This window comes from Roseinatronobacter sp. S2, from assembly GCF_029581395.1.
In the GTDB taxonomy this organism is placed as follows: domain Bacteria; phylum Pseudomonadota; class Alphaproteobacteria; order Rhodobacterales; family Rhodobacteraceae; genus Roseinatronobacter.
In genome coordinates this window covers 1262103-1284132 of the sequence record NZ_CP121113.1, presented here as the reverse complement: position 1 = coordinate 1284132, position 22030 = coordinate 1262103, and the positions used below count along the sequence as shown (strand labels likewise).

23 protein-coding genes are annotated in these 22030 nt (G+C 59.4%); 14 read left to right on the top strand and 9 right to left on the bottom strand.

Going from position 1 to position 22030, the window contains the following annotated elements:
• Positions 1 to 263: 263 nt before the first annotated feature.
• On the bottom strand, positions 264 to 2789 hold the full coding sequence (locus P8S53_RS06005; RefSeq protein WP_277806237.1) for a cation:proton antiporter: 2526 nt from the start codon (positions 2787 to 2789) through the stop codon (positions 264 to 266).
• A gap of 245 nt (positions 2790 to 3034) precedes the next feature.
• Here P8S53_RS06005 and P8S53_RS06000 point away from each other — a divergent pair, with 245 nt between their 5' ends.
• Both P8S53_RS06000 and P8S53_RS05995 read left to right on the top strand, forming a co-directional pair.
• The gene (locus P8S53_RS06000; protein ID WP_277806236.1) at positions 3035 to 3910 is read left to right on the top strand and encodes a 3-hydroxybutyryl-CoA dehydrogenase; all 876 of its coding nucleotides are present in this window, start codon (positions 3035 to 3037) and stop codon (positions 3908 to 3910) included.
• Positions 3911 to 3997: 87 nt separating this feature from the next.
• Entirely contained in the window at positions 3998 to 4273 is a 276-nt protein-coding gene (locus P8S53_RS05995; protein ID WP_277806235.1) for a hypothetical protein, read from the top strand.
• Between the two features lie 5 nt (positions 4274 to 4278).
• Here P8S53_RS05995 and P8S53_RS05990 read toward each other — a convergent pair whose 3' ends face one another.
• Both P8S53_RS05990 and P8S53_RS05985 read right to left on the bottom strand, forming a co-directional pair.
• Positions 4279 to 5472 (bottom strand): glycosyltransferase, encoded by a 1194-nt coding sequence (locus P8S53_RS05990; protein WP_277806234.1) that lies wholly within the window; start codon positions 5470 to 5472, stop codon positions 4279 to 4281.
• A 27-nt stretch (positions 5473 to 5499) separates the two neighbouring features.
• Entirely contained in the window at positions 5500 to 5811 is a 312-nt protein-coding gene (locus tag P8S53_RS05985; RefSeq protein WP_277806233.1) for an ETC complex I subunit, read from the bottom strand.
• Between the two features lie 275 nt (positions 5812 to 6086).
• On the opposite strand from P8S53_RS05985, the gene rplO reads away from it, so the two are divergent.
• The 12 genes from rplO to P8S53_RS05925 all read left to right on the top strand — a co-directional run bounded on the left by rplO (position 6087) and on the right by P8S53_RS05925 (position 16803).
• Positions 6087 to 6578 (top strand): 50S ribosomal protein L15, encoded by a 492-nt coding sequence (rplO, locus tag P8S53_RS05980; protein WP_277806232.1) that lies wholly within the window; start codon positions 6087 to 6089, stop codon positions 6576 to 6578.
• Positions 6579 to 6682: 104 nt separating this feature from the next.
• On the top strand, positions 6683 to 8056 hold the full coding sequence (gene secY / locus P8S53_RS05975) for a preprotein translocase subunit SecY (RefSeq protein ID WP_277806231.1): 1374 nt from the start codon (positions 6683 to 6685) through the stop codon (positions 8054 to 8056).
• Positions 8053 to 8697 carry an adenylate kinase gene (locus tag P8S53_RS05970; RefSeq protein ID WP_277806230.1) on the top strand — a complete coding sequence of 215 codons (645 nt, stop codon included), beginning with the start codon at positions 8053 to 8055 and terminating at the stop codon, positions 8695 to 8697. Before secY ends, P8S53_RS05970 begins: the two co-directional genes overlap by 4 nt.
• Before the next feature lie 202 nt (positions 8698 to 8899).
• Positions 8900 to 9268, top strand: a complete 369-nt coding sequence (rpsM, locus tag P8S53_RS05965; RefSeq protein ID WP_277806229.1) for a 30S ribosomal protein S13 — start codon at positions 8900 to 8902, stop codon at positions 9266 to 9268.
• Positions 9269 to 9283: 15 nt separating this feature from the next.
• Entirely contained in the window at positions 9284 to 9673 is a 390-nt protein-coding gene (gene rpsK, locus P8S53_RS05960) for a 30S ribosomal protein S11 (RefSeq protein WP_274352291.1), read from the top strand.
• Between the two features lie 114 nt (positions 9674 to 9787).
• Entirely contained in the window at positions 9788 to 10804 is a 1017-nt protein-coding gene (locus P8S53_RS05955; protein ID WP_277806228.1) for a DNA-directed RNA polymerase subunit alpha, read from the top strand.
• 160 nt (positions 10805 to 10964) lie between these two features.
• Complete coding sequence (gene rplQ, locus P8S53_RS05950; RefSeq protein WP_277806227.1) at positions 10965 to 11384, top strand: 50S ribosomal protein L17; 420 nt, start codon at positions 10965 to 10967, stop codon at positions 11382 to 11384.
• Between the two features lie 126 nt (positions 11385 to 11510).
• On the top strand, positions 11511 to 12896 hold the full coding sequence (locus P8S53_RS05945) for a trypsin-like peptidase domain-containing protein (protein ID WP_277806226.1): 1386 nt from the start codon (positions 11511 to 11513) through the stop codon (positions 12894 to 12896).
• A 48-nt stretch (positions 12897 to 12944) separates the two neighbouring features.
• A complete protein-coding gene (locus P8S53_RS05940) occupies positions 12945 to 14255 on the top strand; it encodes a replication-associated recombination protein A (protein WP_277806225.1) in 1311 nt (436 codons plus the stop codon).
• 141 nt (positions 14256 to 14396) lie between these two features.
• Positions 14397 to 15434 (top strand): RluA family pseudouridine synthase, encoded by a 1038-nt coding sequence (locus P8S53_RS05935; RefSeq protein ID WP_277806224.1) that lies wholly within the window; start codon positions 14397 to 14399, stop codon positions 15432 to 15434.
• A complete protein-coding gene (locus P8S53_RS05930) occupies positions 15431 to 16093 on the top strand; it encodes an HAD-IA family hydrolase (protein WP_277806223.1) in 663 nt (220 codons plus the stop codon). Before P8S53_RS05935 ends, P8S53_RS05930 begins: the two co-directional genes overlap by 4 nt.
• Positions 16090 to 16803: an ATP12 family chaperone protein gene (locus P8S53_RS05925; RefSeq protein ID WP_277806222.1), complete on the top strand. Its 714-nt coding sequence runs from the start codon at positions 16090 to 16092 to the stop codon at positions 16801 to 16803. The genes P8S53_RS05930 and P8S53_RS05925 overlap by 4 nt, the downstream gene beginning before the upstream one ends.
• On the opposite strand, the gene P8S53_RS05920 is transcribed toward P8S53_RS05925, so the two are convergent.
• Genes P8S53_RS05920 through yidC form a run of 6 tightly spaced genes read right to left on the bottom strand, consistent with a single transcriptional unit; the run spans position 16791 to position 22022 of the window.
• On the bottom strand, positions 16791 to 17303 hold the full coding sequence (locus P8S53_RS05920) for a histidine phosphatase family protein (RefSeq protein ID WP_277806221.1): 513 nt from the start codon (positions 17301 to 17303) through the stop codon (positions 16791 to 16793). The genes P8S53_RS05925 and P8S53_RS05920 overlap by 13 nt on opposite strands.
• Complete coding sequence (locus tag P8S53_RS05915) at positions 17300 to 17950, bottom strand: hypothetical protein (RefSeq protein ID WP_277806220.1); 651 nt, start codon at positions 17948 to 17950, stop codon at positions 17300 to 17302. Before P8S53_RS05915 ends, P8S53_RS05920 begins: the two co-directional genes overlap by 4 nt.
• Positions 17951 to 17959: 9 nt before the next feature.
• Entirely contained in the window at positions 17960 to 18826 is an 867-nt protein-coding gene (argB, locus tag P8S53_RS05910) for an acetylglutamate kinase (RefSeq protein ID WP_277806219.1), read from the bottom strand.
• A 19-nt stretch (positions 18827 to 18845) separates the two neighbouring features.
• The gene (yihA, locus tag P8S53_RS05905) at positions 18846 to 19499 is read right to left on the bottom strand and encodes a ribosome biogenesis GTP-binding protein YihA/YsxC (protein ID WP_277806218.1); all 654 of its coding nucleotides are present in this window, start codon (positions 19497 to 19499) and stop codon (positions 18846 to 18848) included.
• Positions 19496 to 20245, bottom strand: a complete 750-nt coding sequence (locus tag P8S53_RS05900; RefSeq protein ID WP_277806217.1) for an MOSC domain-containing protein — start codon at positions 20243 to 20245, stop codon at positions 19496 to 19498. Before P8S53_RS05900 ends, yihA begins: the two co-directional genes overlap by 4 nt.
• A 4-nt stretch (positions 20246 to 20249) precedes the next feature.
• Positions 20250 to 22022: a membrane protein insertase YidC gene (gene yidC, locus P8S53_RS05895; RefSeq protein ID WP_277806216.1), complete on the bottom strand. Its 1773-nt coding sequence runs from the start codon at positions 22020 to 22022 to the stop codon at positions 20250 to 20252.
• Between the last annotated feature and the right edge of the window lie 8 nt (positions 22023 to 22030).

Genomic DNA, 22030 nt, shown 5'->3' with positions numbered 1-22030 from the left:
GGAATGCCCCAAGGCGCGGAGCAAAGGCCGCAGGCCGCCGCGCCATCGGCGGGCCGTCCCGCGGCCTGCCGATTTGCTGATGGCAGTCCACGCCCATGATCTTGGGAGTATGCAGCAGGCATAAAGAGAACTTCACCAACGCCGGATCGGCAGACCCCGGCCCACCGATGGCGCGGGCTTTATCCATGGCATCAACGGCAGAAAAAGGCCAGCACCGCCCACAAACCGGATGTTTCAACCTGATCAGATCACGCGACAGGTATTCAGCCGCGCCCTGTCTGGGTTGGTGTGGTGCCAAAGATGCTCAGGTCCAGATCCACGCCGCGCTTGGCCGCACTTTCCGACACGGCCTGCAACAAGGTCTTGTTGCGCGACAGCATCCGGCGAAAACGTGCTTCATCCAGTTCAAGAAGTGTGGAATGGCTGATGGCACTGACCATGGCCTTGCGCGGCTCGCGTGCAAGCATCCCGATATGGCCGAAAAATTCGCCACGGCCCAAACGCGCTTTCTGGCCCTTGCGTTCCACCTCTACCGCGCCGGAGGCAATGAAGTACACGCAGTTCGCCACCTGCCCCTTGCGTATCAGCACAGCGCCCGGTTCGACATAGCGCGTGGTCAAAGCGCGAGAGAGGATCTGGCGTTGCTCATCCGTCATGTCCTTGAACAAGGGGAAGCTGCGCACGAATGCACTTTTCTGCAATGCAAAGTCCAGATGCGGGCGGGCCTCTACCTTGGTGCGGGCCGTGTTGGCGCGGTTGCGCAGGGTGGTGTATAATTCGCGGCTGATCAAACCGTCACTGAACAGCGTTTCATATTCGCGTTCTTCCAGCCGCAAACTGGTCCGGCGAATGAACCTGCGTTCCATTTCTTCGGCATAGCCGGGGTATTGCAGCCGCAGCCCTTCAATGGCGTTTTCTGTTTCCTCTTCGCGGCGGCGCAGAAGTTCGTGCAACAGGTCGGCCACGCGGCGGCCATGGATGCGCCTGATCTTGTTGTCCAGAAACCCGTGCAACTGTCCCAGAACCAGCCGCTGGTTCAGCAAAATCTCGAACCGGTCTGCTGTCATGGTTTCCAGCAGCCATGACCATTTCAGGCGGCTGTGCAACCACACGGCCACCCGATACCACGCGCCATAGCCCAGCGCCATCCGGCCTGCGGCACGGTATTCATAGCGCCCGCCCTGCCGTGTGCGTTCAATCAGGCGGTCCACATCTGTCAGCATCTGTTCCACCAGACGGGCCGAAAACAACTGCTGGCGGAAATTGTCGATAATCAGATCGCGTTCACGCCCCGCCAATGCAATCAGCCCCAGCGTAATACGGTCACGGTCGGGAATGGCCTGCGCGTTTTCCGCCAGATCCACGGCAATATCCAGCCGCGCGGCAAAGCGCTTGGCCTCTGAACGAATAACCTCTTTGGGCAGGCGGTAATCGCGGGTCGTATCGGCCACCGCTTCGCGCACATTCTGCAACGCGACCGCAATAACCTGATTGGACAGCGCGGTGTCCAGTGCGGGCAATCTGTCCAGCCCCAACCGGCCGATGACCCAACGCAGCGTTGTCCCCTGCACCAGCAACGTGAACAGGGTAAAGCCCGTGGCCAGAATGCCCACCTCGCGCTTGATTGCGGGCGGGACCAGCGCACTTTCGGTCACCGCCAGCGCCAGCGCCAGTGTGACCGCCCCGCGCAACCCGCCCCACAGTATGGCCACGCGGTAAGGGCGGTCCACGCGCGGGGACAGTTTCAGCACCGACAGCACAGGCAGCATGCCAAACAAGATCACGGCGCGCGCCACAAAAGCCGCAACAACAATGACCCCGATCAGGAACACATCATTGGGGCGCACATCACCCATAAGCCGCGGGATCAGCAAGGCCGCCAGAATAAAGATCAGCGCGCCCGCCCAATAGGCCAGCACGTCCCAGACTTCGCGCAGATAGTTGTAACTGGCAGGGGTCAACCGCCCCGGTCCCAGCAGGTTCAGGGTCAGCCCCGACACCACAACCGCAATCACCCCCGACGCAGAGGCAACCTGTTCCGCAACGATATAAGTCAGATAGGGCAGCGCCACACTGACAGACACCTGCGCGCGCGGAAATGTCGGGATCAGCGCCATCAGGGACACGGTTACGCGCGCGAATACCCAGCCGATGCCCACCCCGCCCGCGATCAACCACGGAAAGGCAACAAGTGCCTGTTGCAAGGTCGGGTCCGGCACGCCCAGCATGACAAAGGTGATGAAGAAACCAAACAGCGCAATCGCGGCTGCGTCATTCAACAGGCTTTCACCCTCGACAATGCGGGTCAGGCGTTGGGGGGCCGCGATGTTGCGGAAAATACTTACAACCGCAGACGGATCAGTGGTGGACACAATCGCGCCGATCAGCAGACACGCGACCAAAGGCAGCGTGGTAAAGGGCTTGAGCGCGTAGCCGATCACCACCGTTGCCACGACCACAGCCATCACCGCCATGACCAGAATGGGCACCCAGTCATCCAGCATCCGCCGCGCATTCACCATAAGTGCGACCTGAAACAGCAATGTCGGCAGCAGAACATACAAAAATACATTCGCGCGTATCGGCTGCTCCAGCAAACGCCTGACGGTCGGGTTCAGTGCCTCGCTCAGGTCGGAATTCAGCAAATACAGCGCGATACCGCCCAGAATACCGCCAACGATGGCCAAAATCACAGTAAAAGGCAGCCTTGCCCGTTCAGACAAAGGTTCGGAAATGCCGATAACAACGAAAAGCGCTGCAAGCGCTGCAACAAGGGTAATAATGTCCATGACTTTTTATAGCCGGAAAACTGCGTTAATCTAATACGTTAGCATCACATTGATGACATTTTCCCTACAGCGCGATGTGTTTGCATCGGATAGGGGCAGATTTTCGTGGTAATGCGCAGCCACACGGCCCAATCAGGGGGACTATGTTATTCAGGCTTATGCCATGGTGAAAAAGGCATTCTCTCTTGCGCTGGTCGGTGCGGGGGTCATATGTTCGGCACGAAACAGAATACCGGGGGCACGAAATGGACATCAGGACAGTCGGAATTGTCGGCGCAGGCCAGATGGGGAACGGCATTGCCCATGTCTTTGCATTGGCCGGTTTCGATGTGACGATGAATGACATATCCGAAGATGCCCTGAACAAGGCGGTTGCGTTGATTGACGGCAACCTTGAACGGCAGGTTTCACGCGGCAAGGTCTCGGCCGAGGATAAGGCCGCCGCAATGGCGCGCATTCGCACCACAACCAATTTGCACGAACTTGGACCTTCGGACCTGATAATCGAGGCCGCGACCGAACGCGAAACCGTCAAGCAGGCCATTTTCGAAGATCTGCTGCCCCATATCCAGCCGCATACGATCCTGACATCGAACACATCGTCCATTTCCATCACACGACTGGCCAGCCGCACTGACAGGCCCGAAAAATTCATGGGCTTTCATTTCATGAACCCTGTGCCTGTCATGCAGCTGGTCGAATTGATTCGCGGCATTGCCACGGATGAACCCACCTATAAGGCCCTTCTTGCCGTGGTCGAGAAACTGGGCAAAACTGCCGCCAGCGCCGAGGATTTTCCGGCCTTTATCGTGAACCGTATTCTGATGCCGATGATCAACGAGGCAGTCTATACGCTTTATGAAGGTGTCGGTTCGGTCAAATCCATTGACGAGTCGATGAAGCTTGGTGCAAATCACCCGATGGGTCCGCTGGAACTGGCTGATTTCATTGGGCTGGATACCTGCCTTGCGATCATGAATGTGCTGCATGACGGGCTGGCCGATACGAAATACCGCCCCTGCCCCCTGCTGACCAAATATGTCGAAGCGGGCTGGCTGGGGCGCAAGACGCAGCGCGGGTTTTATGACTATCGCGGCGAGGCGCCGGTGCCCACGCGCTGACGCACACGCGCCAGCGCTTGCGTTGACATGGAACAAGGCACCTTCGCCTGAAGCTGGTATAATCCCGCATCAGGAGGAGGGCCGACCATGATTAACGAAAACGATATTCTGGATATGACATCCCTGACGCGCGCGCAGATCGCGGCGATTGCGGAACATGAACATATCACCCCGGTGCTCGCGGCAGAACTGGGCGAGTATATGATGCATATTCACCACGGGCCACAGCATGTGCAGCAGATGATCTGCGACGACATTGCCCATGCATTGCATGCGGGTGATCTGGGCAAGGCACGCGGGCTGTATGCCACCCTGAAGCAGTTCATTGCAGAACACCCCGAAGCCTTGCGTGGCAACGGGTAAGCGCATCACGCATAGTTGCTGAACAGGGCTTTCAACTGCGCAGCGCTGTGCGTGATGTCATGGGCCGCTTCTACACGCGCGCGCCCCACGGCACCCATTGTTGCCAGTTCTTCCGGCGATGCCTGCATGCAGGCGCGCATCGCATCTGCAAGCGCTGGCACATCGCCTGCGGGCACCAGCCAGCCGGTCCGGTGGTCGACCAGTTCGGGGATGCCCGCAATATAGGTGGAAATCACCGGCCGCCCCAAGGCGTGCGCTTCCATGATCACGATGGGCAGGCCTTCTGCGAAACTTGGCAGCAACAGCGCGCGCGCATCCGCAAGCGCGCCGCTGACTGCGGCATTATCCGCCCAGCCACGCAATTCCACATGATCTTGCAGCGCATGGCGTTCAATCGCACGGGCAATTGCAGGCCGCGTGTCGCCATCCCCTATGAATATGACGCGCGCTTGCGGGTGGGTCTGGTGCAACTCGGCCAGCGCCGCCACAATCAGTTCCTGTGCCTTTTGCACGCATAGCCGCCCGACACACACAAACGGTGCATCTGCGGCGGGTGGTGGCGCGGGGCGCAGCACTGCCATGTCCACCCCGCACCGCACAACATGCAGTTTGGGCCAGATACCCATGCCATATGCCAGCGCCAGCTGAACCCGCGCGAATTCGGTAATGGCCACCGCAAAGCGCGCGTGATGTAGCTTCAACCGAAGGGACGCCGCAGCAGGGTTTACAAATTCATCGGGACCATGCGCAGTAAACGAATACCCAGGGCCACCAAGCTGCGCGCACAGCACTGCAACTGCGGCGGTATTCGTCGAAAAATGCGCATGAACATGTGTGCACGCACCCGCCGCCCGCTTCAGATGCACCGCTTCCAGCAGATAGGCCACATGGCGCACGAAGGTTCCGTGGCCTGCGTTGCGCTGCATTTGCCATGCCGCCCGCGCGGCGCGCCACATCCCGCGCGGATTGCGCACCCCCTCGGACAGGGCCATGCCCGCCAGCCGCAAACCGCCGGGGGCCAGCAAATAGGTTGTTCGTGTCTGCTCATCGCGGTCAGCTTCGTCAACCAGCGGCTGGTCCCAGGGGCGCACGGCGAAGCGTGTGACGGACACGTCTTGCGCTTCGAGTGCTGCAATCTCTCGCCGGATAAAGGTGGCAGAGGTCACCGGATAGGTATTCATCAGATAGGCAACATGCATCCCACCAGTCCCGTCAAAAAAATCGGGTCAGTGTGTCCAGACCTGCCGACGATTGGTTGCAAAATTGTCGCCATACCCGCCCGGACGCAGATTCGGGCGGCGTGATTTGGGTTCAATGACGTTATATTCAATGCCGTGGGCGCGGGCATAGGCTTCGGCGGCCTCGCGCTCGTCAAACCTAAGTTTTACTTGCGCGTCCATATCGCCGGAACTGGTCCAGCCCATAAGCGGATCGATCCGGCGCGCTTGCGCGGGCGAAAATTCCAGCACCCATTGATGCGTTTTGGCCGTGCCGGACTGCATGGCGTTTCTGGCAGGTCGGTAAATACGGGCACGCATGGCAAACCTCTTGTAAGGACGTCTGTTTTATGCGCGAAACCTGCCCCCGATGCAAGTATCGACACGGGCGCAGTTTTACCCAAAAACAATTGCCCTGCATCAGCCATGCGTGAAACAGCCTGCCTGACAATCAGCCCCTGCCCCAACTGTGGCTTGAAACACCGCAACAACCCGTCTATACGCCGCGCAGGGCGAAACATGCCCCTGATAACCACAACACGCCGCGTGGCCCCGATTCGTCGCTGATGGGGCTTTCCGGCATAGGAGATAGCGACATGAAACTGAATGAACTTCGCGATAACGAAGGCGCAACCAAGAAACGCATGCGCGTAGGCCGTGGCCCCGGTTCGGGCAAAGGCAAGATGGGTGGCCGCGGGATCAAGGGCCAGAATTCGCGTTCTGGTGTGGCGATCAAGTCCTATGAAGGCGGCCAGATGCCGCTTTACATGCGTCTGCCAAAGCGTGGCTTCAACAAGCCCAACCGCAAGGCATTCGCTGTTGTAAATCTTGGCCTGATCGAAAAATTCATCGCCGACGGCAAGCTGGACGCCAGCAACACCATTACCGAAGATGCGCTGATCGCATCCGGTCTGGTGCGCCGCAAGCGTGACGGCGTGCGCGTTCTTGCCAAGGGCGAGATCAGCACAAAGATCAACCTGCAAGTGACCGGCGTGTCCAAATCGGCACAGGAAGCTGTCGAAAAAGCTGGCGGCACGGTCGAGATTCTGGCGCCTGCCCCGAAAAAGGAAGCGGCGGAAGCCGAATAATGGTTGTGACCGGCGCTTACGCCGCTTACATCACCGCATAGGGATTTCGCGCCGCCGACCGGGACCCCGGTCTGGCGGCGCTGACATGTAAGAGAGAGACGAGCATGGCATCTTCTGCTGACAAACTCGCGGCCAATACCAGCTGGGGGGCGCTGGCAAAGGCGACCGACCTGCGCAAGCGCATCTTTTTCGCGTTGGGGCTGCTGATCGTCTACCGCATCGGCACTTATATTCCGGTTCCCGGTATTGACGGTCTGGCTTTGCGTGAATTCATGGATGAAGCGGCGTCGGGCATCGGCGGCATGCTGAACATGTTCACCGGCGGCGCCATCAGCCGTATGGGCATTTTCGCGCTTGGCATCATGCCCTATATTTCGGCGGCGATTATCGTGCAGCTGGTCGGCGCGATGTATGAACCGTGGAAACAGCTGAAAAAAGAAGGCGAAATGGGGCGGCGCAAGCTGAACCAGTATACCCGCTATCTGACAGTGCTGCTGGCGCTGGGGCAATCCTACGGTCTGGCCGTGTCACTGGAAGCCGGTGATCTGGCCACCGATCCGGGCTGGTTCTTCCGCGCCGCAGTGGTCATCACGCTGGTTGGCGGCACCATGTTCCTGATGTGGCTGGGCGAGCAGATCACCGAACGCGGCATCGGTAACGGTATTTCGCTGATCATTTTTGTGGGCATTATCGCAGAAATTCCCGCCGCACTGGCACAGTTCCTAAGTCAGGGCCGTTCGGGTGACATTTCGCCTGCGGTGATTGTCGGTGTGGTTATCATGATTATCGCGGTGATTGCGTTTGTCGTGTTCATGGAACGCGCAATCCGCAAGATCACCATCCAGTATCCGCGCCGTCAGGTCGGAATGAAGGTGTTTGACGGCGGGCAATCGCACCTGCCCATCAAGGTGAACCCCGCAAACGTGATTCCCGCAATCTTTGCATCCTCCTTGTTGCTGCTGCCCACCACTGTCGCCACATTCTCGGGCAATTCGCAAAGTGAACTGATGGCCACGGTGCTGGCATATTTCGGCCCCGGCCAGCCTGCATATCTGATGTTCTTCACGGCAATGATCATCTTCTTCACGTTCTTTTATACGCAAAACGTGTCATTCAAGACCGATGATGTGGCCGATAACCTGAAGAACCAGAACGGGTTTATTCCGGGTATTCGTCCGGGGAAACGCACGCAGGACTATCTGGATTATGTGGTGACGCGCCTTGTCACAGTGGGTGCAATCTATCTGGCAGCGGTGTGTTTGCTGCCGGAAATCCTGCGCGGACAACTGGCCATTCCGTTCTATTTTGGCGGGACATCCGTTTTGATTGTTGTGTCGGTCACGATGGACACAATCAATCGCGTTCAGTCGCATCTGCTTGCGCATCAATATGAGGGGCTGCTGGAAAAATCACAGCTTCGCGGCAAAGGCAAGCGTCGCGGCACCACTGGCAAACCGAAGGCACCGGCGCGGCGATGAATATCATACTGATCGGCCCACCGGGTGCGGGCAAAGGCACCCAGGCGAAACGCCTTGTGACCGAGCGTGGCATGGTGCAGCTGTCCACCGGCGACATGCTGCGCGAGGCCAAGACCTCGGGCACGGAAATGGGCAATCTGGTTGCCGATGTCATGGCCCGCGGCGAACTGGTCACCGATGAAATCGTCATTGGCCTGATCGCTGAGAAGCTGGACAGTCTGGATGGCGCGGGGGCCATCTTTGACGGGTTTCCACGCACATTGGCCCAAGCCGATGCGTTGGAAGCGCTTATGTCGTCCAAAGGCGGTGCCATCGATCATGTTGTCGAAATGCGCGTGGATGATGATGCCTTGGTGGCCCGTATCACCGGACGCTTCACCTGCGCGACCTGCGGCGAGGTGTATCACGACACCACACGCCCGTTAAAGACGGCAGGCGTTTGTGATGTATGTGGCGGGACCGAATTTACGCGCCGCGCGGATGATACCGAAGATGCGCTGCGCACCCGTCTGATGGCCTATTACAAGCAGACATCCCCCCTGCTGGGCTATTACCATGCCAAGGGACGGCTGGAAGTCGTCGATGGCATGGGCGAGATGGACACGGTTTCCGCCAAGATTGCCAGCATCCTGACAACGTGATCAGCAGGGCCGCAGAACTGGCCGATTGACAGTCACAGCATTGGCCTTGACCTTTGGCGCGAAAACGCATACGCGACACACTCATACGCAGAATCGCGCCCTGTTTCGGGGCGCGGTGTTGTTTAAAATGCACGCGGGCCATGCCCCCGTGTTGTGAAAAAAGGTTCTGGGATTACGGAACCGCAACGAAAGGAAGACCCGCGTGGCACGTATTGCTGGCGTAAACATCCCGACGGGGAAGCGCGTCCCCATCGCCCTGACTTATATTCATGGCATCGGTTCGAAATTCGCGCACCAAGTCTGCGAAGCAGTCAATATTGACACTTCACGTCGTATCAATGAATTGTCGGACGCCGAAGTTCTGGCAGTTCGTGAATATATTGACGCGAATTTCACTGTTGAAGGTGACCTGCGCCGCGAAGTTCAGATGAACATCAAACGCATGATGGACATCGGCTCTTATCGTGGTCTGCGCCATCGTCGCAACCTCCCTGTGCGCGGTCAGCGCACGCACACCAATGCGCGCACGCGCAAAGGTCCGGCAAAAGCTATTGCCGGCAAGAAGAAATAAGGGGAGGGTTCAGAAATGGCTCGTGATAAAACCCGCGTTAAGCGGAAGGTCCGCAAGAATATTGCCGCTGGCGTCGCGCATGTGAATTCCAGCTTCAACAACACCAAGATCCTGATTTCTGATGTGCAAGGCAACGCGATCTCATGGTCGTCGGCTGGCACAATGGGCTTCAAAGGGTCGCGCAAGTCGACACCTTATGCTGCGCAGCTTGCCGCAGAAGATGCTGGCAAAAAAGCACAAGAGCATGGCGTGAAAACTTTGGAAGTCGAAGTTCAGGGTCCAGGCTCGGGCCGTGAATCGGCACTGCGTGCGCTGGCCGCTGCCGGTTTCAACATCACATCTATTCGTGATGTCACGCCAATGGCGCATAACGGCTGCCGCCCACCCAAGCGCCGCCGCGTCTAATTCAGCAGATTTACAGGTCGGGCTGCGCATATCCGCGCGGCCCGATTACGTCATTCTAGATCCTCGGGCGTTGTGTTGCTGGGTCATGGCAATGCGACAGGAATGGAGGCGACCATGATCCATAAAAATTGGCAAGAACTAATAAAACCTGTGCAGCTTGATATCAAGCAAGGCGCAGATGCAAACCGCAGTGCAACTGTCACCGCAGAACCGCTGGAACGCGGCTTTGGTCTGACGCTGGGCAATGCATTGCGTCGCGTGCTGATGTCATCGCTGCAAGGTGCTGCAATTACATCTGTTCAGATCGACAATGTCCTGCACGAATTTTCGTCCGTGCCGGGTGTGCGCGAAGATGTGACCGACATTGTGCTGAACCTGAAAAGTGTTGCGTTGCGCATGGATGTCGAAGGGCCAAAGCGCGTGTCGCTGTCGGCACAGGGTCCGGGCATTGTGACCGCAGGCGACATCACCACCAGCGCGGGTATCGAGGTTCTGAACAAGGAACTGGTTATTTGTCACCTTGATGATGGCGCGTCCGTTTACATGGAACTGACCATCAACACCGGCAAAGGCTATGTTTCAGCCGACAAGAACCGCCCCGAAGATGCGCCAATCGGGCTTATCCCGATTGATGCGATCTTCTCGCCGGTGCGCAAGGTCAGCTACGAAGTTCAGCCTACCCGCGAAGGGCAGGTTCTGGACTATGACAAACTGACGATGAAAATCGAAACGGACGGGTCGGTCACACCAGAAGATTCCGTGGCTTATGCCGCGCGTATTCTGCAAGACCAGCTTCAGGTCTTTGTCAACTTCGACGAACCCGAAGCCGCTGGTGCGAAAGATGCCGATGACGGACTGGAGTTCAACCCGCTTCTGCTGAAGAAAGTGGACGAGCTGGAACTGTCTGTCCGTTCGGCCAACTGCCTGAAAAACGACAATATCGTTTATATTGGCGATCTGATCCAGAAGACCGAGGCAGAGATGCTGCGCACCCCGAATTTCGGGCGCAAGTCGCTGAACGAGATCAAGGAAGTTTTGTCGGGCATGGGCCTGCATCTGGGTATGGATGTAGAAGAATGGCCGCCTGAGAATATTGACGAGCTGGCCAAACGGTTTGAAGACCAGTTCTGAGGGGTGGGGCATCTAGACGCCCCGCCTGCAAGATAAAAGCGTAGGGCGCGTGCATGTGCGCGCGCCCTACGCGACCCGGGCCAAAAGCCCCAAGGAGAGCCGTGGTCACGCAATCCACGGCCAGACAAAGTAAAAATGACGACGTTAAAGGAGATATCACATGCGTCACGCCAGAGGTTACCGCCGCCTGAACCGCACCCATGAGCACCGCAAGGCGCTGTTTGCGAATATGTCAGGCTCGCTCATTGAACATGAGCAGATCAAGACCACCCTGCCCAAAGCCAAGGAACTGCGCCCGATCATCGAAAAGCTGATCACGCTGGCCAAGCGCGGCGACCTGCATGCGCGTCGTCAGGCCGCATCGCAGCTTAAGCAGGACATGCATGTTGCCAAGCTGTTCGAAATTCTTGGCCCGCGTTACAAGGACCGTCAGGGCGGCTATGTCCGCATCATGAAAGCCGGTTTCCGCTATGGTGACATGGCGCCCATGGCGATCATCGAATTCGTCGAACGTGACGTTTCCGCAAAAGGCGCAGCCGATCTGGCCCGTCTGGAAGCCGAGGACGCGACCGAAGAATAAGCCTGCGCCCCACGCAGCGTGCCTTATGGAAAGCCCGCACCGGATGTGCGGGCTTTTTGCGTTGAATTGTCTGCGGGCGGATACCTATATCATGGGGAATGCCGGTTCAGAAAAGGGAATGCGTTTATGCGTCTTGTAGTTGTGCTTGCGATGGTTTGCGCAGCAATATTTCCTGCGGCTGCGTCGTCGCAATCCGTGCCCGAAACATTGGGTCAGGTGCAGCTTAGCTTTGCGCCTGTAGTGCGTCATGCCGCCCCTGCCGTTGTCAATATTTATGCCCAGCGCATTGTCGCGCAGCGCCAAAGCCCCTTTGCCGATGACCCGTTTTTCGGGAATTTGTTCCGTGATTTCGGTCAGATCACACCGCGCGTGCAGGACTCGCTCGGGTCCGGGGTCATCGTGTCTGACGACGGGATTGTTGTGTCCAATTTCCACGTTGTGGGGAATGCGACCGAAATTCGTGTCGTGCTGAATGACCGGCGTGAATATGATGCCGATATTGTCCTGACCGATGAAGAAAGCGACCTTGCCATTCTGAAGCTGCGCAATGCGTCCGATTTGTCAGTTCTGGAATTTGCCGATTCCGATCAGGTTGAGGTGGGCGAGCTGGTGCTGGCCATTGGCAACCCGTTCGGAGTGGGGCAAACCGTGTCCAGCGGCATAATATCCGGCCTTGCACGCTCTGGCATCGCGGTGGGGTCCGGGCGCGGCTATTTCATCCAGACGGATGCCCCCATCAACCCCGGCAATTCAGGCGGCGCACTGGTCGATATGCAAGGGCGGCTGGTGGGCGTGAATACAGCAATCATCACACGCTCTGGCGCATCGCATGGAATTGGCTTCGCCATTCCTGCCAATCTTGTGGCGCAGGTGGTGGAACAGGCGCGCGACGGGCAGACACGGTTCCAGCGCCCATGGGCCGGCGTCACCGCGCAGGCGGTCGATGCCTCTCTTGCGCAAGCCTTTGATCAACCCATCCCCGAAGGTGTCATCTTGCTGGACCTGCACCCTGACAGCCCTTTGTCTGAAGCGGGCCTGCAACGTGGCGATATCGTCCTGAGCGTGGATGGCGCGGCCGTCAATTCGGCACCGGAAATGATGTTCCGGCTGGCCAGTCAGGGTATCGGATCATCATCCGAGCTGTCCTACCGGCACGGCGATGACATACGCACGACACGCATGAACCTGATAGCCCCGCCGGAAACACCGGACCGTCAGGCGCGCAGCATTGACGGGCGTTCCGCGTTGCGCGGCCTGTCGGTCGCGCGCATCAATCCCGGTGTTATCGCGGAATTCAACCTGTCGCCAAGTGCGGAAGGTGTGCTGGCCACCAGCGTTCAGGATTTTGCCGCCCGCACAGGATTGCGCACAGGCGATATTTTGCTGGCCATCAATGGCGAAGATGTGCACACCACCGATGACGTGCTGCGCCTGAGTGCCAGCCAGTCGCGGAACTGGCATATCGACGTCTTGCGCGATGGCAGGCGCGTTTCGCTGCGCTTTCGGATATGACGGTATTTCGGGCTTTTACTGGCGCATACATGGGCGTAGCCTGTGGCCATGCCTGATCTGTTTGACACATCCGCCGATGCAGCCCCGCCCAGCGCCAACCGACCGCTGGCAGACCGGCTGCGGCCTGCCGATCTGACACAGGTTATCGGTCAGGACAAGGCATTGGGACCAGACGGCCCGTTAGGGGCAATGCTTGCCAGCGGGCAACTGGCGTCCCTGGTGCTGTGGGGGCCGCCCGGTGTGGGTAAAACCACGATTGCGCGCCTGCTGGCCCATCAGACCGACATGCATTTCATCCAGATCAGCGCCATTTTTACCGGCGTGCCTGATCTGCGCAAAGTGTTCGAGCAGGCCAAGATGCGCCGCCAGAACGGGCGCGGCACATTGCTGTTTGTGGACGAAATCCACCGTTTCAACAAATCCCAGCAAGACAGCTTTCTGCCCCATATGGAAGATGGCACCATCACATTGGTGGGGGCCACGACGGAGAACCCGTCTTTTGAACTGAACGCCGCGTTGTTGTCGCGCGCGCAGGTTATTGTTCTGGAACGCCTGACACTGGCTGCGCTGGAACGTCTGGCCCAGCACGCAGAACAGGAACTGGCACGCCCCCTGCCCCTGACCGGCCCTGCCCGCGAGGCGTTGTTGGAAATGGCCGACGGGGATGGCCGCGCGCTTTTGAACCTGATCGAACAGGTCATGGGCTGGAAGGTGACGGGGAAACTGGACACAGACGCCCTTGCGCAGCGCCTGATGCGGCGCGCGGCGCAATATGACAAGGGCGGTGATGCGCATTACAACCTGATATCGGCGCTGCATAAATCCGTGCGCGGGTCGGACCCTGACGCGGCGCTGTATTGGTTCGCACGCATGATCGATGGCGGCGAAGACCCGCGTTATCTGGCCCGCCGTCTGGCACGGATGGCCGTCGAGGATATTGGCCTTGCCGACCCGCAGGCGCAGCAGATCTGCCTTGAAGCGTGGCAAAGCTATGAACGGCTGGGCAGCCCCGAAGGCGATCTTGCACTGGCGCAGGCGGTCATCTATCTGGCGCTCGCCCCCAAATCGAACGCAGGCTATGTGGCATGGAAAGGGGCGCTGGCACTGGCCAAGAAAACCGGATCTACCGTGCCGCCAAAACATATTCTGAACGCGCCGACCAAACTGATGAAAGATCAGGGCTATGGCGAAGGTTATGCCTATGATCACGATGCCGAGGACGGGTTTTCAGGGCAGGATTATTTCCCCGAAGGGGTAAAACGCCCGGTGCTGTATCAACCCGCCGAACGCGGCTTTGAACGCGAATTGTCCAAGCGTGTGGCATGGTTCGCCAAATTGCGCGCAAAACGCGCGCAATAGCCTGTTGCCCCGCCTGTTCCCCCGCGTGTGTTTTGGCAAGATGCCGCGCTGATCCGCACATCAGGGGGGGCGCGCGCAGGGCAATCGGTTGACAACAGGCCACGGGCAGGAAAAGGAAGGGCCACACACAAGGAACAGATCATGAGCGCAGTGCAAACACGACAGGTGGGGCCGGAAGATGGCGGGCAAAGGCTGGATCGCTGGCTGAAGCGGCAATTCCCGCAGATCACACAAATCCTGATCGAGAAAGCCTGCCGCAAGGGCGAAATCCGCGTTGATGGCGGGCGGGTCAAGGCGTCCAGCCGCATCGAGGCTGGCCAGACCGTGCGTATCCCGCCCCTGCCCGACACACCCGCAGCCCCCCCCACCCCGAAAACAGGCATATCGCCCGCCGACGCCGAAATGATCCAGCGCGCCGTTCTTTGGAAAGATGCCCATATCATCGCGCTGAACAAGCCCGCCGGTCTGCCCAGTCAGGGCGGCAGCGGACAGGGCGCGCGCCATGTCGACGGGCTGACCGAGGCATTGACCTTCGGGTTCAAGGAACGCCCCGTTCTGGTGCACAGGCTGGACAAGGACACGTCAGGGGTGCTGCTGCTGGCGCGCACCCCGCGCGTGGCCCGTCGTCTGGCCGAGGCCTTTCGTCACCGTGAAGCGCGCAAGATATACTGGGCGCTGGTCGCGGGTGTTCCCCAGCCTGCCAAGGGCACAATCCGTTACGGCTTGTTGAAAACCGGCGGGCGCGGTGCAGGCGAAAAGATGCGCTGCATCCACCCCGCCGAAGTGGACCAGACCGAAGGCGCGAAACGTGCCATGACCGAATTTGCAGTTCTGGAACGGCTGGCGGGGCGCGCGGCATGGATGGCGCTGTCACCGATCACGGGCCGCACCCACCAGTTGCGCGCACATATGGCAGAAATGGGCCATCCCATCATCGGTGATGGCAAATATGGCGGGTCTGCGCAGGAAAATCTGGGCGATGGCTGGGGCGCGGGTATCGGCGGCGCGGTCAGCCGCAAGCTGCATCTGCATGCGCGGTCCTTGCGGATCATGCATCCGGTTACCAACAATCTGCTGGACCTGACCGCCCCGTTGCCAGACCATATGGAACAAAGCTGGAAACTGTTTGGCTGGAATGCACGCGATGTGCCCGCCAACCCGTTCGAGGATGAAACATGACCCGACGCCTTGTCATTTTCGATGTGGATGGCACGCTTGTGGACAGTCAGGGCCATATTCTGGCAGCCATGGAACTGGCATTTAGCACCATTGGGCATGACCTGCCTGCCCGCGCGCAGGTTCTGTCCATCGTCGGGCTGTCGCTGCCTGTCGCAATGGCACGGCTGGCACCGGAACTGGGCCCGGCAGAACACTTGAAACTGGTTGTCGCCTATAAGGACGCGTTTGCGTCCTTGCGCGCGCAAGACCTGTCCCCCCTGTATGCAGGTGCTGCGGACGTGTTGGCGGGGCTGGCCCTGCAAAGCGATCTGGTCCTTGGCATCGCAACCGGAAAATCGCGGCGCGGGCTGGACCATCTGGTGGCCGCGCATGGCTGGGCAGGGCAGTTTGCGACGATGCAGGTATCCGACGACCACCCGTCAAAACCGCATCCCGCGATGATCCATGCCTGTCTGCGCGAAACCGGCATTGCGCCCGCGCATGCGGTCATGGTGGGCGACACCACCTATGATATGGACATGGCGCGCGCGGCGGGAATACATGCGCTTGGCGTCAGTTGGGGCTATCACCCTGCCGATGCGCTGGGTCCACATGTCATTGATGATTTTGCGGCCCTGCCCGCGGCCTTGGGGCGCATCTGGGCAGCGGGTCAGGCATGAGCGGTTGGGTCAAAAAGCGCTTCTGGACGAACGCCGTAGTCGAGGCGGCAAAGGGCGGCTTCACTGTCACGCTGGACGGGCGTTCGCTGAAAACACCAGCCAAGGCACCGCTGCTGGTACCGACGCGTGCTTTCGCGGACCTGATCGCGGACGAATGGCGCGCACAGGGCGATGTCATAAACCCCGAAACAATGCCAGCCACACGCGCAGCCAATGCCGCAATCGACAAGGTGCGTGGCCAGAAAACCGAAGTGACCGCGATGATCGCCGATTATGGCGACAGTGACCTGACCTGTTACCGTGCGCAAGCACCGCAGGAACTGATTGCACGCGAAGCGCAGGCATGGGACCCGTTGCTGGACTGGGCCGCGCATCGCTACGGAGTAAGACCAGCCACCTATGTCGGTGTGATCCACGCCCCGCAACCGGCGGTGCTGCTGGCCAGCATGCGCACAGATGTGGAACGCCTTGATGCGTTCGAACTGACGGCCTTTCATGATCTGGTGTCGATGTCGGGATCGTTGATTATTGGTCTGGCAACGATCGACCGGTTCGCCACCCCGCAGGACTTGTGGACCGCATCACGCGTGGACGAAGATTGGCAGATAGAGCAATGGGGCAGCGATGAAGACGCCGAAAGGCTGGCCAATGGTCGCAGGTGCGCGTTTCTGGACGCCGCACGCTTCTATTTTGCGCTTCAGTCCGGCTGATCCAGATCGCGCGGCACAATGAACGCCACTGCCTGCCCGCTGCCATACCCCACAGCGCCCCAATCGGCTGCGTCAAATTCCGCAACAAGCGTTGAACAGGTCGGATAGCGGCCAAAATCCGGGTGGGTCGGGGGCACGCGAAGCAACATGCGCGCGAACGCGGCAATGCCCGGATTATGCCCAATCATGATGACCGTTTGCGCGCGCGCCGTGCGCAGGACGCGCAGCATCACTTCCGGCCCTGCATGATACAGCGCCGCTTCAAACTGTGCGGGCACGGCTGCGGGAAATTCGGCCCCCAGGCGTTCCCATGTCTGGCGCGTGCGTGTCGCATCCGACACCAGCGCTTGCTGCGGCAGATAGCCCTTGCGCACCAGCCAGCGCCCGATCACGGGGGCCGCACGTTGCCCGCGCGGGTTTAGCGGACGCATATGATCCGAATCCAGCGGGTTGTCCCAGTCGGATTTCGCGTGGCGTGTCAGGATCAGGCGTAGGGTCATGGGTGAAACTGCCTCATATGGAATGCAGATTGGTCCGGGTGCCTGCCAAAAGCGCGCGACACCGGACAGGCGGCCCGCACAGCGCAGCCCCCCGATATGCAGCGCTGACCGTCCGCACTGTCAAGGAACGCATGGCAGGCGGGCACATCATACCCTTGCGGTGTCAATGCGCCCACAGGGCAGGCTGTGGTGCAGGGCTGCGCGCAGCCTGTGCAGGGGGCTGCGGGGCGCGCGGGCTGGTCCAACATGTCAGCGAACCCCAAGGCCCCGCGAAAAGACGCCCAAAGTCCCGCCCTGTCATGCACCAGAAATTGCACAGGCGACGACCAGACGCGGCCCGTTGCCAGCGCCCAACTGTAGAACGGGTGCGGCGGCCGGACGCCAAACGGATAGATTGCGCGCGCGCCCAGCTGCTGCGCCATCACATCAATGATACGGCGCGACCAGCGGTCCATCGGATCGGGGGTGCCGTCGATATACTCGGGACTGGCCGTGAAGGTTTCCCAGAAGCCCGGCCCGTGCGGGCCAAGCAGAACCAGCGTCTGCACACCGTCAGGCAACACTGCCTGATCACGCTGAACACTGCCCATGACAGCAAGTGCATGTGCCTGCGCCAGATCAGCAATGCGGTCCGGCACCTGCGGCATGCGTCATCCTTATGCTTTGGCCAATGGCACGGACTCGCGGATAATACTGCCCGCGCCGTGATCGGTGAACAATTCCAGCAGGCACGCATTGGGCGCGCGCCCGTCAAGGATGACCACAGCACGCACGCCCCCGTCAATGGCATCAAGGGCGGTTTGCGTTTTTGGAATCATGCCGCCCGCAATCACGCCCTTTTGGGTCAATGTGCGGACATGGGCGGGGCTAAGCTGTGTCACCACATCACCGTGCTCGTTCTTTACGCCAGACACATCCGTCAGCAGCAGCAGGCGGTCGGCCTTCAGCGCGGCGGCAATGGCACCTGCGGCCGTGTCGCCGTTGATGTTATATGTCTCGCCCTGCAACCCCATGCCCAGCGGCGCTATGACCGGAATAAACCCGCCTGTGAACAGATGATGCAGCAATTCGGTGTTAATGCTTGACGGGCGGCCCACAAGCCCCAGTTCGGGGTCGTCAGGTTCGCAGGTGACCATGCCCCCATCCTTGCCCGACAGCCCGACAGCCTTGCCGCCTTCCAGCTGGATAGCCTGCACAATGCGTTTGTTCACAGACCCTGACAGCACCATTTCAACCACATTCATGGTGGCCGCATCGGTCACACGCTTGCCGCGCACGAATTCGGACTGGATGTCCAGCTTTTGCAGCATTTCGTTAATCATCGGTCCGCCACCATGCACGATGACGGGGTTCACACCGACCTGACGCATCAGCACCACATCGCGCGCGAAAGACGCCATCTCTTCGGCATCGCCCATGGCGTGGCCGCCAAATTTGATGACGACGATTGCGCCGGAATAGCGCTGCAAATACGGTAGGGCCTCGGACAGGGTCCGGGCGGTGGCAAACCAATCCTGTGTCATGGGGCGTTGCTTCTTCATGTTAAGTCAGGTCCGCGATAATCGCGCGCAAAGTGGGAATACCGTCCCCCGTCTCGGAGGAGGTGACAATAATTTCCGGATATGCGGCGGGATGTTTGGCAAGCGCGCTGCGCACCTGTTCCAATGTCTGGTCCCGTGCTGCACTGCCCAGCTTGTCAGCCTTGGTCAGCACCACCTGAAAGGTGACTGCGGAACTGTTCAGAAGTTTCATGATTTCCGCATCGACCGGCTTGACCCCGTGGCGCATATCCACCAGCAAGAACGCCCGTCGCAATGTGGCCCGCCCCGACAGATAGGCTTTCAGCAGGCGCTGCCACCGTTCCACAATGGGAATGGGCGCTTTGGCGAAACCATAGCCGGGCAAATCTACCAGATAATGACTGTCCGCAACTGTGAAATAGTTGATTTCCTGCGTCCGGCCGGGCGTGTTGGACGTGCGCGCAATCGCCTTACGCCCCGTCAGCGCATTGATCAGGCTTGATTTGCCCACGTTGGAACGGCCAGCAAAGCACACTTCCATCCTGTCTGCAGGCGGCAGGCCGTCCATGGCGACCACCCCTTTCAGGAATTCCACCTGACCGGTCATCAGTTTGCGCCCCCGTTCGGCGGCCTCAGGGGTTGGTTCTTCGGAAATGGGGAAAGGCAGTTGTGTCATGCGCAAAGCTCCGGTGTGTCGCCCGTGCGGATGGTGCCGCCGCGCGTGACAATGGCGTAGACGCCAAAATCTGTGTGGCCATAGCCTGCGTCCAGTTCCGCAAGCGTATCAACATCAATCCGGCCCGTGGCGCAATCCACCATTGTCGCGCGACACCGGGTGATACGTTCGACAATTTTCAGCCGCGCGTCCCCGATGGCCAGTTCGCGGTCCAGCAGGTCAAATTCTTCCCATGGGGCAAGCCCGTCCAACCACAGATTGCCGCGCCAGCGGTCAAGTCCCAGATCACGGCCCAGACGTTTGCCCAGCACACGGTTTGACGCAAGGTTCAGGATGGATACGGATTCGAAATCCGTGTCCGTCATGCCCCGCCCTGCGGTGACCAGCCGCACCGGCTGTGCGCGCCCGCCCGCCATCAGTGGCGCAACCCAGTTCAGAAAATCCGCCTGTCCTTGTGCGGTATCGGGGGCAAATGTCAGGGACGGGCGTGCCGGATGGGTCAGGGTGATCTGGCCCGTCCCGTCATCCAGCTGCGCGGAAATTGCCTGCAATGCGGGGGTTTTCGCGCCGCGCGTGAAATTCATGCACGGGTTCCAGCCGTCGCGCAATCTGGCCGCTTCATGGGCGACAGCCCACTGACGGTCGAACGGCAGGCAACGCCCCTCGCTCAGGGCGACATGTGCCAGCTCTTGCCGACCATGCGCCTTGATGGGATGGCGGAAAATATGCGCCAGCCGCCACCCCATGTGCCTAGCCCTTCTTCTTCTTTTTCACGCCAATATTACCCAGAAGATCCGGCCTGCTGCCATTCATCGCCATGATGGAATATTGCTGCGTAAAGGTGATGACGTTGTTCGCGATCCAGTACAGCACCAGACCCGATGCAAACCAGCCCAGCATGAACATGAATATCCACGGCATCCACATCATCACGGCCTGCTGAATGGGTTCGGTGGGTGTCGGGTTCAGTTTCATCTGCAACCACATCGACACACCCAGCAAGATGGGCAGAATGCCAATGAACACCATCGCCAGAATGCTTTCGGGGTGCGGTGCCGCCCAAGGCAACAACCCGAACAGGTTCATGATGGATGTGGGGTCAGGCGCGGACAGATCGTTGAACACGCCGAACCATTGCGCATGGCGCAAATCGATCGTGACGAAAATAACCTTATAAAGCGAGAAGAAGATCGGAATTTGCAACAGGATCGGCAGGCAGCCCGCAGCGGGGTTCACCTTCTTTTCCTTATACAGCTTCATCATTTCCTGCTGCATCATCTGGCGGTCATCGCCCGCGCGTTCCTTCAGCGCCATCATTTCGGGCTGAAGTTCCTTCATCTTGGCCATGCTGACATAGGATTTCCACGCCAACGGCAGCAACACGGCCTTGATCAGCAGCGTCAGGGTAATGATGGACCACCCCATATTTCCGATGATTCCATTGATGAAATACAGCGTCGCAAAGATGGGTTTGGTCAGAAAGAAGAACCAGCCCCAGTCAATCGCATCAATGAACCGGTCAATCCCCAGTTCACGTTCATAGGCGCGGATGATGCTCCATTCCTTGGCACCGGCAAAGAACATCGTCTGGACCTGTTCGCTTTCGCCCGGACCGACAACCAGTGTCGGCAGGTCGGCGCGGGTCTGGTAGACATCGCGCGACGGAATAAACCGCGACACGGCTGAAAACGCCTGCCCCGGTTCGGGCACAAGCATCGCCATCCAGTATTTGTCACTGATGCCCAGCCAGCCGTTTTCAGCAACTTCGGTCACACGCGCATTCGTATTCTCGCGCTCATGGACGCGCAGGTCACGAATGGCCTTGTATTTGTCTTCATTCAGCTTGCCATCGGCAACTTCGATGAACCCTTCATGACTGATGAAGAAATTTTCCAGATCGGACGGTTCGCCATGGCGTGAAAGCAAGCCATAGGGCGCAACCCGCGCCGTGACATCACCTGTGTTTTCAACGCCTTGCGTGATGGTGAACATGAAGTTTTCGTCCACATCATAGCGTTGTGTGAACCGCACGCCCTGATCGTTGGTCCAGGCCAGCATCACAGGCGCGCCCGGTGCAAGGCGCGTGCCGTCCACCAGTTCCCAGGCGGTGCTGGCACCCGGCACGTCATCCCAGCCCATATCACGGCCCGGCCGCCAGCCATGCAGCGCGTAGAACGCCTCACGCGAACCTTCGGGGGTCAGCAAATGCACAATGTCGGAATCGGCATCGACCGTTTCACGGTAATCGCGCAGCGCCAGATCGTCGATGCGGCCACCACGCAGGTTGATCGTGCCGACCAGACGCGGGGTATCGATGTCGATACGCGGCAATTCCGGCAGCCCGTCGCTGTCAAGCCCTTCGACCATAGCGGGCGCCTGCTCGCCTTCGGCAAGGGGCAGTTCAGCCACATCGGCGGCGTCCTGCGGCGCGGGTTCGGGCGGTGGGAACATCCACATCCAGACAACCAGCACAAACAGGCTGAGAGCAAAGGCCAAAAGCAGATTGCGGTTCTGTTCGTCCATGAAAAGGC